Source organism: Dermabacter hominis NBRC 106157 (assembly GCF_001570785.1).
In the GTDB taxonomy this organism is placed as follows: domain Bacteria; phylum Actinomycetota; class Actinomycetes; order Actinomycetales; family Dermabacteraceae; genus Dermabacter; species Dermabacter hominis.
The window spans coordinates 165,732-181,397 of record NZ_BCSI01000002.1 but is presented as its reverse complement, the minus strand read 5'-3'; the positions used below and the strand labels follow the sequence as shown (position 1 = coordinate 181,397).

Here is a 15,666-nt window from a genome sequence, read left to right as displayed (position 1 = left end):
GCATGACACCGGAAGCCGAGACACCTGCGCACACCTTGAGGCGGGCGCTTCGTGCGGATTCCGGTGCGGCCACGGCGGAGACGGCGGTGGTCCTCATCGCCGTCTTCGCCCTCCTCGCACTGGTCATGTCACTGGGCGGCCTGTTCATCAGCCATGCGCGTCTCGCGGAGGGGGCACGTACCGCCGCACGCGAAATGATGATCTCGGCCGATCCCCATGCTGCGATCGCAAAAGCGGAAGTCGTAAGCGGCAAGGAGGCCACGTTCACCGTGAGCACGAGCGGTGAGTGGGTCACCGTGGAAGCACACGCAACGTGGCACGTCGGCGGGCCGATCCTCGGGGCCACATTTCCGCTCGAGGCGAGTGCCCACACGCGTCTCGAACCACACCTCGTAAGGAACGGGCCGTGAGGGCGGGCCTTTGCGAGGAGCGCGGTAACGCGACGGCCACCGCTCTCGGGGCGATCGCAATCATCTCGGCGATCCTCACGGTCCTCGTGGGGCTCGGGATCGTCCACCACGGTCGCTCCCTTGCCGCCTCAGCCGCTGAACTCTCCGCACTCTCGGCTGCGGATGCACTGGCCGGCGGCGCCTCGAGCGGGGCCTGCGAGATCGCTTTGGAGGTCGCCGAACGGCACGGCGCCCTTCTTCAGAGCTGCAACGTGAGCGGGCTTGAGGCGCACGTGACGGTCACCGTGAGAGTGCACGTGCCGCTCCTCGGCAACCAGTTGCTCACCGAGGTGGCACGTGCCGGCCCAGCTCCCGCAGAACCGTGAGCGCGCCCTTCTTGTTGAGGGGCTCGTTGCCGTTGCCGCACTTCGGAGAGACGACGCATGCGGGGCAGCCCGCCTCACATTCGCATGCCTCGATCATGTCGGCGGTCGCGCGGATCCATGCGGGGGCGCTCTCGTAGGCGCGCTCCGCGAAGCCGGCGCCGCCCTGAGCGCCGTCGTACACGAAGATCGTGGGCTTTTCGGTATCGGCGTGCAGGGCCGTAGACACGCCGCCGATGTCCCACCGGTCGCACGTGGCAAGGAGGGGAAGCATGGCGATCTGGGCGTGTTCGGCCGCATGCAGGGCGCCAGGGAAGTCAGCTTCCTCGAGGCTCCATGCGTGGAGAAGGTCTGCGGGGATCTCGAACCACACGGCCTTGGTAACGAGGGTGCGCGCGGGCAGATCGAGTGGGTGTTCGCCGAGCACGGCGGAGGTGTAGATGTCGCGCACCTGGTAACCGGTGACCTGGTCGGTGACCTCGACCTGCCCGAAGCACACGTCGATGTCACCCCACCGTTCGCTGCGCTCGACCTGGCGCACGCTGATCGACGAGGTCTCTTGCGGTTGGGTGGTGTGCTGCGGGTTCTCCCGACGCACCATCGCGACGGCGTTCTCGACATCGAGGTGGTTCACGACGTACGAGACTCCCTGGTGGAGATAGACGGCGCCGTCGTGGACGTGCTGGTGGGCGCTCGCGGCATCGACCGTGCCGATCAGCTGCCCGCTCGCCTGATCGACGATCCGCACGCTCTCACCCCCACTTCCACGTAAATCGGTGAGGTCGTGGGGGCGTTCGTCAAGGGTCCAGTACCACCCGTGAGGGCGACGCCTGAGGATGCCCCTTCCTGCAAGGTTCTCGAGAAGCTCCCGGCTCGTGGGCCCGAAAAGCTCTTCCTCGCCGTCGCGAATGGGGATCTCCGCAGCGGCGGAGCACAAATGAGGAGTCATCACATACGGATTAGAGGGGTCAAACACGGCGGCCTCGACGTCGGCTTCGAGGATCATCTCGGGGTGACGCACAACGTACGTGTCGAGGGGATCCTCGCGCGCAATAAACATTGCAAGCGCCTCGCGCGACTGAGTTCCGTGGGCCCGGCCCGCGCGCCCGAACTGTTGCCACAGGGACGCGCGCGTCCCCGGCCACCCCGTCACGAGCACGGCATCGAGGCCGGAGATGTCGATGCCAAGCTCGAGGGCGTTGGTCGAGGCGAGGCCGAGAAGCTGTCCCGAACGAAGCGCTGCCTCGAGTGCGCGGCGCTCCTCGGGAAGATAGCCGCCGCGATAGGCGGCGATGCGCGTGGCCCGATCGGCAAGCATGGCGGATCCGGTCGCTTCCGCGGCAGCGTTGACGGCGCGCTGTGCCCCCTTCGCGACGAGCTCGCTCGAACGCCGCGAGCGGGTAAAGACGAGAGACTGCGCCCCCTCGCATACGAGATCGCCGAGAAGGGCGCCGGCCTCGGTGGGGGCAGGCCGCCGTCGGACCTCCACGTGGGCTTTCACCCCGGCCTTTTCCGCCTGCTCGCGCTCCTTTTTCGCCCTGCGCGCGGCCTCGTGCGCGTCCTCACACTCGTCGAGATCGGCGATGCCCGGCTCCCACAGCGCGATCGTGAGTGGGTTTTTCGGCGAACCATCCTCGGTGACAGCCGTGACGTTCCTCCCCACGAGCCGGGAAGCGCTCACCTCCGGGCTCGCCGAGGTTGCCGACGCGAGCACGAACGTGGGCCGAGCGCGGTAGTACTCGGCGATGCGGGCGAGGCGTCGCATGAGCATGGAAACGTGTGCCCCGAACACGCCACGGTAGACGTGGCATTCGTCGATGATGATGTATCGCAGCGTTCGAAAGAACGGAATCCAGTGCTCGTGACCGGGAAGGATCCCGTAATGCAGCATGTCGGGGTTCGTGAGCACGACATTCGCGTGGCGGCGCACCCAGCGACGCTGTTCGGTCGGGGTGTCGCCGTCGAATACGGCGGCGCGAACTTCCCCGAGACCGGCCCCGTCCACAAGACGGCAGATCGACGTGTACTGGTCGTAGGCCAGCGCTTTTGTGGGAGCAATGTAGAGGGCGCTCGCGCGCCGGGCCGACGGATCCTCACGGCGCGCCTGAATATCGGTCAACGCGGGCAAGAGATAGCCGAGCGATTTTCCCGAAGCGGTTGAGGTAGCGATGACCGTGTCGCGACCTGCGTGCGCGAATTCGGCGGCCTCGACCTGGTGCCACCACGGGCGTTCGATCCCGCTGTCCTCGAGGTAGGCGCGTAGTGAGGGGTTCGCCCATCTCGGCCACTCAGCGAAGCGTGCCTCGTGAGCGGGCCGGCGCTCGATATGCCGGAGGGAATCGGCGCGATGCGGGGGCGCAGTGAGGCGCGCGAGCGCCCGTTCGGAATCGAAAGCCTCGCTCCTCACGTGCCGCCTCCACTCATGTTCGATCTGTTCGCGTCGTAGGCAACAATGGTAGGCATGAGCACGCAAGGCCACAGCACCGAGCTTTTCCCGACGCCCACACCCGATACCGATCTTCTCGCGGTTCTGCGCGCGGATCTCGCTCACGCGCAGTACACGGCGGATGGAATCGAGGACCTCCTGAGCGCTCCCGCTCGCACAGCTCTCGAACGCGAAAATCCGCTGCCCGCACGTCGCGAACTCGATCCGCTCGCCGATCAGGGCAATGCGGCCGCGACTCTCATGCGCCTCTTCACGCTCGGCCGCACCGCCACGCGCACCAAACTCGACCGCGCCCTCCCTAACCTCGGTACGGACGGGCTTCTCGCCCTCGGCCTCGTGGCGCCGGCAGAAGGGACGGGTTCCGACGCCACCTCCGCCTTCGCCGCGACCGTCGATCTTCGCCCGTATCAGGCCACCGATGATTTCGGCGAGATCCTCTGGTGGATCGTTTCCGACCTCGGGGAACTCGCAACGGGCCGCGCGCTCGACGGTGAACACGTGCTTGGCATCGGCGGGGCGACCTCAACGCTCATCTCGATCACGCCTCGCGACAAGGTCGCCCGCGCGCTCGACCTCGGCACGGGGTGCGGCATTCAGGCGCTCCACGCGGCGCGTCACGCCCAGCACGTTGTCGCGACCGATATCTCCGAACGTGCTCTCGCGATCACCGAGTTCAACGTCGCCCTCAATCGCGAAACACTGCCCGAAGGGCACACGATCGAAACGCGCCAGGGTTCAATGCTCGAACCGGTCGCGGGCGAGACTTTCGATCTCATCGTCTCCAACCCTCCGTTCGTCATCACACCCCGCGTGAAGGATGCGGAGACCTGGACGTACCGTGACGGCGGAGCAGAAGGCGACGCACTCGTCGCGAACCTCCTCGCCGAGATCGATGCCTATCTCGCCCCCGGCGGCGTCGCTGCCATGCTGGCGAACTGGGAGATCACGCGCGGCACCGAATGGGATGCGCGCCCACGCACGTGGCTCGCGAACTCGAGTGCAAACGTGCTCGTCGTCCAGCGCGACATCGAGGACCCGGCCTCCTACGCCTCGACCTGGCTTCGCGACGGAGGCGTCACCGACCGCGACGAGCGTTGGGAACCGATGACCCACGCGTGGCTCGACGACTTCGCCTCGCGCGACGTCAGCGGCATCGGTTTCGGACACGTGCTCCTCGCGCAACCGCGCGAGGGAGAACAGCGCTTCGCCGACTTCACCCACGTCGAAACGACGGGAGCGGGCCCTCTCGGCCCCCGCTATGCCGAAATGCTTCGCGCGCGCACGCGCCTCGCGCAGCTCGACGACGAGGCTTTCGCCTCGCTCACACTCGCACGCGCCGATGACGTCATCGAGCGGCGCCACTACACGCCCGGCGACGACGACCCCATGGTGATCGACCTCGTTCAGGGCGGCGGCTTCGGCCGCACCATTCAGATCGACACCCACACCGCGGCCATCGTCGGCCCCCTCACCGGGGAATACCCGCTCGATATTTTCCTCACGGCCTACGCCTCACTTCTCGAAGCCGCCGATCAAGGCGCTGAAATCGCGGGCGCACGCGCGAGCATCAACCGCACTCTCCGCGTCCTCGTCGAATGGGGGTTTCTCCACATCGTTGAGCAGCCAAACCCTGCCTAGTGCTACCGTACGGGGCAGGGTAAACCACGCGGGGACACACCCCCGCCACGCACACACCGCAGTAAGGAAGTACATCGAGTGAGCGCTCGCAACCTCGTGATCGTCGAGTCCCCCGCGAAGGCAAAGACCATCGGGAAATACCTCGGGGACGATTTCACGGTCGCCGCGTCAGTGGGACACATTCGTGACCTTCCCCTGCCCAAAGAGCTGCCCGCCGACATGAAGAAGGGCCCCTACGGCCGCTTCGCCGTCAACGTCGAAGAAGGCTTCGAGCCCTACTACGTCGTCAACCCCGACAAGAAAAAGACTGTCTCCGAGCTCAAGAAGCTCCTCAAAGAGGCCGATGCTCTCTACCTCGCAACCGATGAGGACCGCGAGGGTGAAGCGATTGCCTGGCACCTCCTCGAGGCACTGAAGCCCAAGAAGTCGCTTCCCGTTTACCGGATGGTGTTCCACGAGATCACGAAGGAAGCCATCCAAAAGGCGCTCACCGAGACGCGCGAGCTCGACATGCCGCTCGTCGATGCCCAGGAAACCCGCCGTATTCTTGACCGGCTCGTCGGCTACGAGCTCTCCCCCGTGCTGTGGCGCAAGGTTCGCCGCGGCACGAGCGCAGGCCGCGTCCAGTCGGTGGCGACGCGCCTCGTCGTCGACCGCGAGCGCGAGCGCATGGCGTTCAAGGCCGCTTCGTACTGGGATGTGACGGGCGAGTTCATCACGTCTGAGCTGGAGGATCGAAGCGTCGACACTCCCGCCTTCACCGCGCAGCTACGCACCCTCGACGGCCAGCGGGTCGCCTCGGGGCGTGACTTCACCGACGCGGGTGAGCTCAAAAAGAGCCTCCGGGCAAACGTCACGGTTCTCACCGAGGAGAGCACACGACTGCTCATCGAGGCGCTCGACGGCGCAAAAGCCACCGTCGGAAACCTCGAGTCCAAGCCCTACACGCGGCGGCCCGCCGCCCCCTTCACGACGAGCTCCCTCCAGCAGGAGGCGAGCCGAAAACTGCGCATGGGTGCCCGCCACACGATGTCAACCGCGCAGCGGCTCTACGAAAACGGCTACATCACCTACATGCGTACCGACTCCGTGGTGCTGTCCGGTGAGGCGATCCGCGCGAGCCGCGCCCAGATCCAGGAAATGTACGGTGCGGAGTACGTTCCGGATCGCCCTCGCGTGTACACGAACAAGTCGCAGGGTGCGCAAGAAGCCCACGAGGCAATTCGCCCGGCGGGTTCGAACTTCCGCACACCCGCGCAAGTATCGAGCCAGCTCAGTGGCGACGAGTTCCGGCTGTACGAACTGATCTGGAAGCGCACCGTGGCGTCTCAAATGGCCGATGCCAAGGGAACCACCACGTCGGTCACCCTCGACGTCGAAGGCAAGGGTCGCACCGCCCAGTTCGGCGCCTCGGGCACGATCATTACGTTCCGCGGTTTCCTCGCGGCCTACGAGGAAGGCCGCGACCAGTCGCGATATGCGGAACACGATGACAAGGACAAGCGCCTGCCCCAAATGAAGGAGGGGCAGCAGCTCACGGCCGTCCAGTACACGCCGAACGGTCACGAAACAACGCCACCGCCGCGCTACACAGAGGCGTCACTCGTGCGCGCACTCGAGGAGCGCGGGATCGGCCGCCCCTCGACCTACGCGGCGACGATTTCCGTAATCCAGGATCGCGGCTACGTCGAAAAGAAGGGCTCGGCCCTCGTGCCGAGCTGGCTCGCGTTCAGCGTCGTGAAGCTTCTCGAGGAGCACTTCGGCACGCTCGTCGATTACGAGTTCACGGCCGATATGGAAGCGGGGCTCGACCGCATCGCCGCGGGTAACACGGACCGCGTGCACTGGCTGAGCGACTTCTACTACGGCAAGTCCGGGTCGTTCGACACCCCCGCCGAGGGCGGTCTCAAGGCGACCCTCGACAACCTCGGCGATATCGACGCGCGCGCGATCAACACCGTCCCGATCGGCAACGGCATCGACCTTCGCATGGGCCAGTACGGCCCCTACATCGAAAGGGCGGTCGAGGGTTCCGATACGCCTCAGCGGGCGAATGTTCCCGCCGATCTCGCACCGGATGAGCTCACGCTCGAGAAGGCCGAAGAGCTCATGGCACGCGCGAAGGACGACGGTCGCGTGCTTGGCCGCGACCCCGATTCGGGCTTTGAGATCCTCGCGAAGGACGGTCGCTACGGCCCCTACGTCACGGAAAACCTCGAGCTTGATGAGACCACAAAGGCCCTCCCGAAAACGAAACAGCCGAAACCCCGCACGGCTTCGCTGTTCAAGGACATGGACCTTGCGACCGTGACCCTCGAGGACGCCCTCAAACTCCTCTCGCTCCCCCGCGTCGTCGGCAAGGACGCGGAGGGCGTCGAGATCACCGCGCAGAATGGCCGCTATGGCCCGTACCTCAAGAAGGGTACGGATTCGCGCTCGCTCGAAACCGAAGCACAGCTGTTCACGATCACCGAGGAAGAGGCCCTCGCACTCTACGCCCAGCCCAAGCGGCGCGGGCGCGCGGCGGCAAAACCCCCGATCGCGGAACTTGGCGTGGATCCTACGAGCGAAAAGCCGATCGTGATCAAAGACGGTCGTTTCGGCATGTACATCACCGACGGCACGACGAACGTCACGCTTCGCAAGGATGAGTCGCCCGAAACGATGACTCATGAGCGCGCCGTTGAGCGTCTCGCGGAGAAACGCGCGAAGGGTCCCGCAAAGCGGAAGACGACGCGAAAGTCCAGCTCGCGGGCAAAATCCGCGAAAAAGTAGCGGCGGCTCGCGTACGGTGGAGTCATGACTGCACCGTTGACGCTGCCCACGACGTCCGTTCCCGATCCCGCCACGGCGCCGGGCCTCCGCTGGGGTGTGATCGCCCCCGGCGGGATCGCCAGGAACTTCATCAGCACGATGCACGCGGCGACCGCTTCGCGCCTCGTTGCCGTGTGCTCGCGCTCGCTCGAGCGCGCGCAGGCTTTCGCGGAGGATTTCGAATCCGACGCCGGCCTCGCCCACGCCTATGCGAGTGTTGACGAGTTCCTCGCCCACGAAGGCCTCGAGGCTGTGTATGTCGCCTCGCCTCACGCCCAGCATTTCGCGCTTGCGACCAGGGTCGTCGAGGCTGGCATTCCCGTCGTGATCGAAAAACCGATGACGCTCAACGCCGCCGAGGCGCGCGAGCTTTTCGAGACTGCTCGACGCACGGGCGCATACGTGCAGGAAGCGATGTGGTCGTGCTTCATGCCGCATTACGACGTCATCCGCCAGGTCATCGAATCCGGCGTGATTGGCGAGGTCACCGCGGTGATCGCCGATCACTGCCAGTACTTCCCCTTCGACCCCGAACACCGGCTGTACGCCCCCGAACTTGGCGGCGGGGCACTCCTTGACCTCGGCGTGTACCCGCTCGCGTTTGCACACTGGGCCGCGGGATCGCCCACGCAGCTGCACGCGACGGGAACCCTCACCGCAACGGGGGTCGACGAGATGGTCTCGATCTCGGGCCTCTCGGGCCGCACCGTGTACGCCGTGCAAACGGGGCTTGGTGCGCGCAGTTCAGTCAAGGCGCACGTACTCGGCACGCGCGGCAAAATCGACGTGGACTCGTGGTTCTTCGTTCCGAATTCCTTCACCGTGACCCAGTTCGAAGCGGGGGAAAACGGCGAGGATGTAAGCGAACGGTTCACGTACGAGGACTCGCTGCCCTATTCCCTACCTGCTCATCCCGATGGCGGCAATTACGGCATGGCCTTCGAAATCGCGGAGGCGGCGCGGAACATTCGCGCCGGCCTTCTCGAATCACCACGGTGGGGCGCGCGCGACACTCTCTCCGTCCTCGAAGTCATGGATCGAGTACGTGAGATTGTCGGTGTGCGCTACCCGAGCGAAGCAAAATAGGGGCGCATTCATCCTCACCTGAGACAATGGCGCCATGTCGAGCATCGATTCCACTGCACCCCGTACGCCTCTGACGACAGCCTCAGCCTCACCGTCGGAAACGGGCCTTTTCGTCACGTTCGAGGGCGGCGACGGCGGCGGCAAAAGCACGCAGATCCCGCTGCTCGAAAAGTGGCTCCGTGGCGAGGGCTCCCCGTTTGCGGGTGCTGACGTCACCGTGACGAAAGAACCGGGCGGGAGCCCGCTCGGTGCCCAGATCAGGGAGCTGATCCTCCATTCGGATCACGTTTCCGATCGTGCTGAAGCACTGCTCTACGCCGCTGATCGCGCCCACCACGTCGAGAGCGTCGTACGCCCGGCGCTCGCCTCGGGCGGGATCGTGATCGCCGATCGATACCTCGACTCCTCAGTCGCCTACCAGGGCGCAGGCCGCGCACTGGACCCACACGACGTGTACGAGCTGTCGATGTGGGCCACCGAAGGGCTGCTTCCCCACCTCACGTTCCTTCTCGACGTCTCGCCCGAGACCCTCGCACAGCGACGCGAAGCCGCGTCCCTGGACCGCCTCGAACGGGAGGGCCGCGAGTTCCACGAGGCCGTGCGCGCGGCTTTCCTCGATCTCGCACGGCGCGAGCCTGAGCGGTGGATCGTCATCGACGCCTCACGGTCTGTCGAGGACGTCCACGCGGAGATCACGCAACGTTTCGCCGATTGGGTTCGCGTCAATGCCCACACCCTCACCGGCGCCGCTGAACACCCGGTCGAGGGCACAACGACCCCGGATTCGCTCCTGTGAACGTCTACGACACGGTCGTTGGCCAATCGGCCGCGGTCGCACAGCTCTCGCGCGCTGCCTCACCTGGCGGCTCTCTCGCCCAGGCGTGGCTCATCGCCGGCCCGCCTGGATCGGGCCGCTCGAGCATCGCGCGTGCGTTCGCGGCGAGTCTCCTGTGTGACGCCCCGCGTGAGGGTGTTGGCTGCGGACAGTGCCAGCCGTGCCGCACCGTTCTCGCGGGAACCCACGGGGACGTGACCGCCGTGCGTACCGAGACGCTCACGATCTCGAAGGACGAAGTTCGTGAGCTCGTGGCGACTGCGCAGCGCGCACCGGCATCGGGGCGCCACCGCGTTCTCATCATCGAGGATGCCGACCGCATGAGCCCGGGCACGTTCAACGTGCTCCTTAAAGCCATCGAGGAACCGCCGCCGCGAACCGTGTGGATGCTGTGCGTCCCCTCGCCACAGGATCTCGCACAGACGATTCGCTCACGCTGCAGAGTGGTGAACCTCCAGGTGCCGCCAGCGGACGCTGTCGCGACTCTCCTCGTCAACCGCGATGGCATTGCACCCGAACTCGCGCATCGCGCCGCGGCGAGCGCGCAGGGGCATATCGGGATCGCCCGCCGCTACGGTCTGCACCCCGAAACCCTCGAGGAACGGGAAGAGTCTGCGCGAAGGCTTCTCGCCCTCACGAGCGTTGGGCACGCGATCGCCTTCGCGAAAACTCTGATTGAACGCGCCGAAAGTGAGGCGCACGCCGAAGCGGACGAGACGAGCGCCCGCGAGCGCGAAGCATTCATGCGCGGAGCAGGCATCGAACCCGGCGGGCGCATCCCTCCGGCACTACGTGCCCAGGTCAAGGCCCTCGACGACGAGGCGAAGCGACGCGCGACCCGCCTCGTGCGCGACGTCATCGACCGTTTTCTGCTCGACATTCACTCGGTGTTCAGGGACGTTCTCGCACTCCAACTCGACACGGGTGCAACGCTCGTCAATCCCAGCATCGAGCGGGAGCTGACCGAGCGCACGCGCGTGCACTCGGCGCAGACCACGCTCGCTCTGCTGGACGCTGTGGGGACGGCCCGCAAACGGGTGGGCATGAACGTGCCACCACAGCTCGCGCTTGAGGCGCTGCTCGCCTCGATCGTCGCGGCTCGCTAGCGAGAGCTTACTTTTCTTCGCTCGCCTTTTTCGCCGCGAGTTTCTCCTGCTCCTTCTTCAAAAGAGCCTCGTCGATGATCGACTTTTCCTCGAAGCGATCTTCGTAGTCGACGGCTTCTTCGTCGAGAACCTTCTCGGGCAGGTCCCCCGCGATGTTCTGCTTCTCGGCGTCGGTCTCGGAATGCGCGCCGCAGCCGTACTGTAGCGACACTACGCGTCCATCGGCAGGCGACCACTCATTCGTGCAAATACCGAATTCCTGGCGCAGCGAACCGTTGAGCAGGGAGAGGAAGCCACACGAGCGGCACTGGGCCTTCACGGTGCCTTTGCGGCCGCGCTTGCTGACCTCGCGTGGGCCGAAATTGCCACTCATCCAGCGTTTTGCGGCGTCCTCGCGGCCCTCGCGCGACAGCACTCGTGTGCGACCGAGGCCGAGCTCCCACATGGCCACTCGATCGGCTTCTTCGTCGTCGGTTTGTTCGTAGCCGTGCTCCAGGCGAGAGTCGTCGGCGCTGTAGGGAAGGACGTCGTTTTCCCCGACATCACCGGGGCGAAGACGCTCCGCCCACGGCTCCCACTCGGGTGCGAGAAGGGAATCCTCGCCCGGAATGAGAGCGGTCTCGCAGACGGTCGCGACCTTCGCGCGCGGGGCGCGCGCAAGCACCGCGATCCAGGTCCACCCCGCGTAACCGGGCATCGTGGCCTCAAAAAAGTGCGTGACAAGGCGCTCGCCGCTCGCTTCGGCGCGTACGTGCGCGCCGACCTGATCGGGCTCGGCAACCTCGATCACGGCGGCGGCAGCCTGTTCGATCGCCGCCGCACATACGGCATCGAGTTTCGGGGCGCGCGTGCGCGCCTTCGCGGGAGCGGTAGAAGTCATCGACTATGCCTCAAAGTTGTCGGCGACGGCGCGCAAGACGGCCGCAACCTTCTGCGCGTGGCCCTTGTCGGGGTAGCGACCGTGGCGAAGCCCGTTCGAGGCGCCGTCGAGAAGCTGGATGAGGTCCTCGACCATAACGGCCATGTCTTCCGGCTTGACCCGACGCGCACGGGCGATGCTGGGTGCAGGATCAAGGAGGCGTACCGTCAGCGCCTGGGGGCCGCGGCTGCCGTCGACCATGTCGAACTCGACGCGCTGGCCTTTACGGAGCTGCTGAACCCCCTCGGGGAGGGTCGACGCGTGCACGTACACGCTCTGACCATCCTCGCTTACGAGGAAGCCAAAGCCCTTTTCAGCGTCAAAGAATTTGACCTTGCCGTTCGGCACAGTGATTCCTGCCTTTACTCTCGAGCGCTCACGCGCGTGAAACAGGCTCCATTCTATCGTGCGAGCTTCGCTGGACGAAAGATCCGCGGCCTGGGTCACCCTCCCCGCTCGGCTCACGCGGGCACCCGCGGCGCGGGGTCCGACGCCGGCTTCACCCCGCCGTCTCTTGGCTTTTTATTGCTCCTGCCGGCTAGTCCCGAAAGGCGCTCGGGCACGGAACCTCGAGGTCCACGAGTGGGCACTCACCACACGCGGGTTTTCGTGCCGTACATAGATTCCGCCCGTGAAAGATCAACCGGTGCGACAGCATCGTGAGGTCGACGGGATCCTGGCAACCGTCGGCCCCAGCGCGCGCCACCACGTCTTCCTCCACCGTCCGCGGAGCGGAACTCTCGCTCCAGCCGAGCCTGCGCGCGAGCCGGCCCACGTGGGTATCGACCGTGAGTAGCGAGTGGCCGAACCACGTTCCGCGCACCACATGGGCGGTTTTGCGACCAACACCCGCAAGGGATTCGAGCGCCTTTTGGTCATCGGGGACTTCGCCTCCGAAGTCCGAGGCTAGGCGCTCAGAAAGCTCCCGCACGTGGGCTGTGCGCCTTCCAGCCATTCCGAGCGGACGCACAACGGCCTCAACCTCCGCTTCGGGGGCGCAAGCCATGAGCTCGGGGCTCGGCCAGCGCTTGAACAATTCCGCAGTCACAGCGTTCACTCGAGCATCGGTGGTCTGCGCCGAGAGAACCGTCGCGACTAGCAGTTCGAAGGCGCTCGAAAAATTGAGCTCGCAACGCGCGTCGGGGTAGAGCTTCGCGAGTTCCTCATCAACGCGCCCGACCGCGGGCACGGCGTGGTCCTTGAGTCCCGAATTCATGCTGCCATTGTGCACGCGTGTCCAGCCAAGCAGAAATAGCAAGGGGAGTTTCGGGAATTCCCTGGGCCCCGTCACAGATCAGGTATTACTGTTAAGGAGGACGCGTGTGCGCGTCGCACACCCCACAATTTTCCGCTACACCAGCGCAACCCCAGGAGGAACCGTGGACGAGAACATCGTTCGTTCAGCACCGCTTTTTGCCGCGCTCGATGACGACGGCAAGCAGGCTGTCCTTGACTCGATGACTCAGGAGGATTTCCACCGAGGCTCCGTCGTGTTCCGCGAAGGCGATCAGGGCGACCGCCTGTTCATCATCGCGAGCGGCAAGATCAAGGTTGGCCACGCTTCGGGCGATGGCCGTGAAAACCTCCTCGCCGTGCTCGGCCCGGGCGAAACCCTCGGCGAGCTTTCGCTTTTCGACCCGGCACCGCGTAACGCCACGGCAACCGCCGTTGCTGAGACGACCCTCTACTCCCTCTCCCAGCAGGATCTGTACCGCGTTCTCGCGCAGCGCCCCGAGGTGGCCCGCCACCTCCTCGCTTCGCTTGCACGCCGCCTGCGCAAGACCAACGACTCACTCGCGGACCTCGTGTTCGCGGACGTCCCCGGTCGCGTCGCCAAGAACCTGCTCGACCTCGCTCAGCGCTTCGGCCGCCAGAGCGACGAGGGCATCATGGTCTCCCACGGCCTCACGCAGGAAGAGCTCGCGCAGCTCGTTGGAGCTTCGCGTGAAACCGTGAACAAGGCACTTGCCGACTTCGCACACCGCAACTGGATTCGCCTCGAGGCCCGCGCAGTGCTGCTCCTCGACATCGAGCGTCTGCGCCGCCGCGCACGCTAAGCGCTCACCTGTCACACGGTACAGACAGCACGAAGGGAGCGGCCCCGCTTGCGGGTCGCTCCCTTCCTCTATTTCTCGCCCCCCCCTTGGGCTGCTCGGTGCTCGCCTTTTCGCTCCTACCGATCCGTGCCCGTGATGTATTCGAGCGCCGCGCGAATGTTGCGCTCAGCGCCTTCGCGGTAAAGCGCGACATCGTCCGCGCTCGCGCCATCGTCTTTCAACGCAGCGAGCTCGCCCCCGTCAATCTCGTCGCATATTCGCCGCACCGTAAGAACCCCGCGCTCACGCACCTGCCTTACGCGCTCGAGCCGTTCGCGCCAGTACGCGAGCGCTTCTTGCGACGCAACGAGCGCCTCGTGAGGAGCCTCGATCGGGTCACCGTGACCGGGATAGAGACCCGAAATGCGGCCGTCCATGCACATCACGCGAATGATGTTGAGGCACTGGAGGTACTCGTGGAGCGTGCAGTCCTCGCCCACCACACTCGGCGCCCCACCGAGGAGTGTGTCTCCCGTGAGGAACTCCCCGCCCTCGAGGAGCAGGCCGATCGAATCGGCGGTGTGCCCCGGGAGATGGAGAACATCGGCCACGACACGCCCGTCGATAGAAATCTCGCTCGGAACCGGCGCCGCGCCGGGTACCAGGGCGGGTTCCGCAGCCCACAGGGGAACAGTGATGCCGGTTGCGGAGCTAAGGGCTCGCCGCACCATCGACGTCGCGCCAGTGTGCCCCTCGTGATGATGCGTCACAATGATGCCGCCAACGCGGCGGGCGCCGGTAGCGACCACCGCGTCGACGACAGCTTGCGCATGTGCACGCGCTGCGGGACCGGGATCGACGATCCACACGGTGCGCTCCGCAGTAAAGATGTATGTGCGCGTGCCATCAAGCGTTCGCGGCCCTGCATTCGGGGCGAGCACCCACGAAAGGCGCACGCCGGAAGAATCGGGCTCGCGCTGCATGACTAGCGGAACTCCACGAGAAGATCCACCTCAACGGATGCATCGAGCGGAAGAGCCGCAACGCCGACGGCCGCGCGCGAATGCGAACCAGCCTCACCGAGGACGTCACCGAGCAGCTCGCTCGCGCCATTGATAACGCCGGGCTGCGCCGTGAATCCGGGAGCCGACGCGACATAACCCGTCACCTTGATGACGCGCGTGATGCGGTCGAGATCCCCGATCTCAGCCTTGATCGCGGCCAGGGCGTTGAGGGTGGCCTTCTCAGCTTCCTTCTTCGCTTCCTCAGCCTCAACCTCGGCACCTACCTTGCCGGTCACCTCGAGCTTGCCGCCCACGAGCGGCAGCTGACCGGAGGTCTGCACGAAATTCCCGGTCACAACGGCGGGAACGTAGGCGGCCACGGGCTTTGCCACCTCCGGGAGGGAAAGACCGCGCTCGCTGAGCTTTTGTTCGACGGTACTCATAGGAAATCAGGCTCCTTCAGTGATGGGTCGTTTGAAATAAGCAACGAGAGATTCGGGCCCTTGCGGCCCCTGGATGATTTGGACAAGCTCCCAACCATCGGAGCCGAAATTGTCCAGGATCGCCTTGGTGTTGTGGATCAGCAGCGGTGTCGTGAGGTATTCCCACTTGTGAATCGTAGCCATGCACCCAGCTTAGCGGGGGGCGCTTGAACCTTTCCGGTTCTCGAGCACGGGCAGCCACGATGTGACCCCCGGGTGTTCGCGAAGGAGGCGGCGCCGTTCGCGTTCCGTCATGCCGCCCCACACACCGAATTCAATGCGGTTGTCGAGCGCGTCGGCAAGGCACTGGTTGAGCACGGGGCATGAACGGCACACCACTTTGGCCTTGTGTTGATCGGCACCCTGCACGAAAAATTCTTCGGGATTGAGGCTCGCACACGCCCCTTGGGCCGCCCAATGCCGCGTGTCGTGAATCGTGTCAACGCTGCCCACGCTCACTGCCGCACCTCCCGGATTGACTCACTTCGAATTTTGGCGTGACTCCATACTAATAAAAGTGTGACGCGA

The 15,666-nt window shown here is 65.5% G+C and carries 16 protein-coding genes; 8 read left to right on the top strand and 8 right to left on the bottom strand.

Features of this window, described 5'->3' with window-relative positions; genetic code table 11:
* Positions 1-2: 2 nt before the first annotated feature.
* Complete coding sequence (locus DEHOM01_RS10050) at positions 3-410, top strand: TadE/TadG family type IV pilus assembly protein (protein ID WP_061211528.1); 408 nt, start codon at positions 3-5, stop codon at positions 408-410.
* Positions 407-775 (top strand): Rv3654c family TadE-like protein, encoded by a 369-nt coding sequence (locus DEHOM01_RS03515; RefSeq protein WP_061211527.1) that lies wholly within the window; start codon positions 407-409, stop codon positions 773-775. The genes DEHOM01_RS10050 and DEHOM01_RS03515 overlap by 4 nt, the downstream gene beginning before the upstream one ends.
* On the opposite strand, the gene DEHOM01_RS03510 is transcribed toward DEHOM01_RS03515, so the two are convergent.
* Positions 732-3,179: a DEAD/DEAH box helicase gene (locus DEHOM01_RS03510; protein WP_061211526.1), complete on the bottom strand. Its 2,448-nt coding sequence runs from the start codon at positions 3,177-3,179 to the stop codon at positions 732-734. The genes DEHOM01_RS03515 and DEHOM01_RS03510 overlap by 44 nt on opposite strands.
* A 54-nt stretch (positions 3,180-3,233) precedes the next feature.
* On the opposite strand from DEHOM01_RS03510, the gene DEHOM01_RS03505 reads away from it, so the two are divergent.
* From DEHOM01_RS03505 to DEHOM01_RS03485, 5 genes are all read left to right on the top strand, one after another.
* The gene (locus DEHOM01_RS03505) at positions 3,234-4,856 is read left to right on the top strand and encodes a DUF7059 domain-containing protein (RefSeq protein WP_061211643.1); all 1,623 of its coding nucleotides are present in this window, start codon (positions 3,234-3,236) and stop codon (positions 4,854-4,856) included.
* A gap of 78 nt (positions 4,857-4,934) precedes the next feature.
* Positions 4,935-7,631, top strand: coding sequence for a type I DNA topoisomerase (topA, locus tag DEHOM01_RS03500; RefSeq protein WP_061211525.1), 2,697 nt, complete (start codon positions 4,935-4,937; stop codon positions 7,629-7,631).
* 24 nt (positions 7,632-7,655) lie between these two features.
* The gene (locus DEHOM01_RS03495; RefSeq protein WP_061211524.1) at positions 7,656-8,756 is read left to right on the top strand and encodes a Gfo/Idh/MocA family protein; all 1,101 of its coding nucleotides are present in this window, start codon (positions 7,656-7,658) and stop codon (positions 8,754-8,756) included.
* A gap of 34 nt (positions 8,757-8,790) precedes the next feature.
* On the top strand, positions 8,791-9,552 hold the full coding sequence (gene tmk / locus DEHOM01_RS03490; protein ID WP_061211523.1) for a dTMP kinase: 762 nt from the start codon (positions 8,791-8,793) through the stop codon (positions 9,550-9,552).
* Positions 9,549-10,697, top strand: coding sequence for a DNA polymerase III subunit delta' (locus tag DEHOM01_RS03485; protein ID WP_061211522.1), 1,149 nt, complete (start codon positions 9,549-9,551; stop codon positions 10,695-10,697). The genes tmk and DEHOM01_RS03485 overlap by 4 nt, the downstream gene beginning before the upstream one ends.
* Before the next feature lie 7 nt (positions 10,698-10,704).
* Here the strand turns inward: DEHOM01_RS03485 and DEHOM01_RS03480 are convergent, their stop codons facing one another.
* The 3 genes from DEHOM01_RS03480 to DEHOM01_RS03470 form a co-directional block, all read right to left on the bottom strand.
* Positions 10,705-11,577: a DUF3027 domain-containing protein gene (locus DEHOM01_RS03480; RefSeq protein ID WP_061211521.1), complete on the bottom strand. Its 873-nt coding sequence runs from the start codon at positions 11,575-11,577 to the stop codon at positions 10,705-10,707.
* 3 nt (positions 11,578-11,580) lie between these two features.
* Positions 11,581-11,964, bottom strand: a complete 384-nt coding sequence (locus tag DEHOM01_RS10300; protein ID WP_061211520.1) for a cold-shock protein — start codon at positions 11,962-11,964, stop codon at positions 11,581-11,583.
* Between the two features lie 190 nt (positions 11,965-12,154).
* The gene (locus DEHOM01_RS03470) at positions 12,155-12,832 is read right to left on the bottom strand and encodes an endonuclease III domain-containing protein (protein WP_061211519.1); all 678 of its coding nucleotides are present in this window, start codon (positions 12,830-12,832) and stop codon (positions 12,155-12,157) included.
* A 163-nt stretch (positions 12,833-12,995) separates the two neighbouring features.
* Between DEHOM01_RS03470 and DEHOM01_RS03465 the strand changes: the two genes are divergently transcribed.
* A complete protein-coding gene (locus DEHOM01_RS03465; RefSeq protein WP_016663297.1) occupies positions 12,996-13,673 on the top strand; it encodes a Crp/Fnr family transcriptional regulator in 678 nt (225 codons plus the stop codon).
* 116 nt (positions 13,674-13,789) lie between these two features.
* Here the strand turns inward: DEHOM01_RS03465 and DEHOM01_RS03460 are convergent, their stop codons facing one another.
* The 4 genes from DEHOM01_RS03460 to DEHOM01_RS03450 are packed head-to-tail and all read right to left on the bottom strand — an operon-like array spanning position 13,790 to position 15,597.
* Positions 13,790-14,635 (bottom strand): MBL fold metallo-hydrolase, encoded by an 846-nt coding sequence (locus DEHOM01_RS03460; RefSeq protein ID WP_061211518.1) that lies wholly within the window; start codon positions 14,633-14,635, stop codon positions 13,790-13,792.
* 2 nt (positions 14,636-14,637) lie between these two features.
* Positions 14,638-15,099: a RidA family protein gene (locus tag DEHOM01_RS03455; RefSeq protein WP_061211517.1), complete on the bottom strand. Its 462-nt coding sequence runs from the start codon at positions 15,097-15,099 to the stop codon at positions 14,638-14,640.
* A gap of 6 nt (positions 15,100-15,105) precedes the next feature.
* Entirely contained in the window at positions 15,106-15,282 is a 177-nt protein-coding gene (sp36, locus tag DEHOM01_RS09695) for a Sp36 family protein (protein ID WP_082738685.1), read from the bottom strand.
* Positions 15,283-15,291: 9 nt separating this feature from the next.
* Positions 15,292-15,597 carry a WhiB family transcriptional regulator gene (locus DEHOM01_RS03450; protein WP_016663301.1) on the bottom strand — a complete coding sequence of 102 codons (306 nt, stop codon included), beginning with the start codon at positions 15,595-15,597 and terminating at the stop codon, positions 15,292-15,294.
* Positions 15,598-15,666: the final 69 nt, after the last annotated feature.

Coding starts and splice junctions, on each gene's coding strand:
- DEHOM01_RS10050 (WP_061211528.1), top strand. CDS start 3: ATGACACCGGAAGCCGAGACACCTGCGCACACCTTGAGGCGGGCGCTT.
- DEHOM01_RS03505 (WP_061211643.1), top strand. CDS start 3,234: ATGAGCACGCAAGGCCACAGCACCGAGCTTTTCCCGACGCCCACACCC.
- DEHOM01_RS03495 (WP_061211524.1), top strand. CDS start 7,656: ATGACTGCACCGTTGACGCTGCCCACGACGTCCGTTCCCGATCCCGCC.
- tmk (WP_061211523.1), top strand. CDS start 8,791: ATGTCGAGCATCGATTCCACTGCACCCCGTACGCCTCTGACGACAGCC.
- DEHOM01_RS03480 (WP_061211521.1), bottom strand. CDS start 11,577: ATGACTTCTACCGCTCCCGCGAAGGCGCGCACGCGCGCCCCGAAACTC.
- DEHOM01_RS03470 (WP_061211519.1), bottom strand. CDS start 12,832: ATGAATTCGGGACTCAAGGACCACGCCGTGCCCGCGGTCGGGCGCGTT.
- DEHOM01_RS03460 (WP_061211518.1), bottom strand. CDS start 14,635: ATGCAGCGCGAGCCCGATTCTTCCGGCGTGCGCCTTTCGTGGGTGCTC.
- DEHOM01_RS03455 (WP_061211517.1), bottom strand. CDS start 15,099: ATGAGTACCGTCGAACAAAAGCTCAGCGAGCGCGGTCTTTCCCTCCCG.
- sp36 (WP_082738685.1), bottom strand. CDS start 15,282: ATGGCTACGATTCACAAGTGGGAATACCTCACGACACCGCTGCTGATC.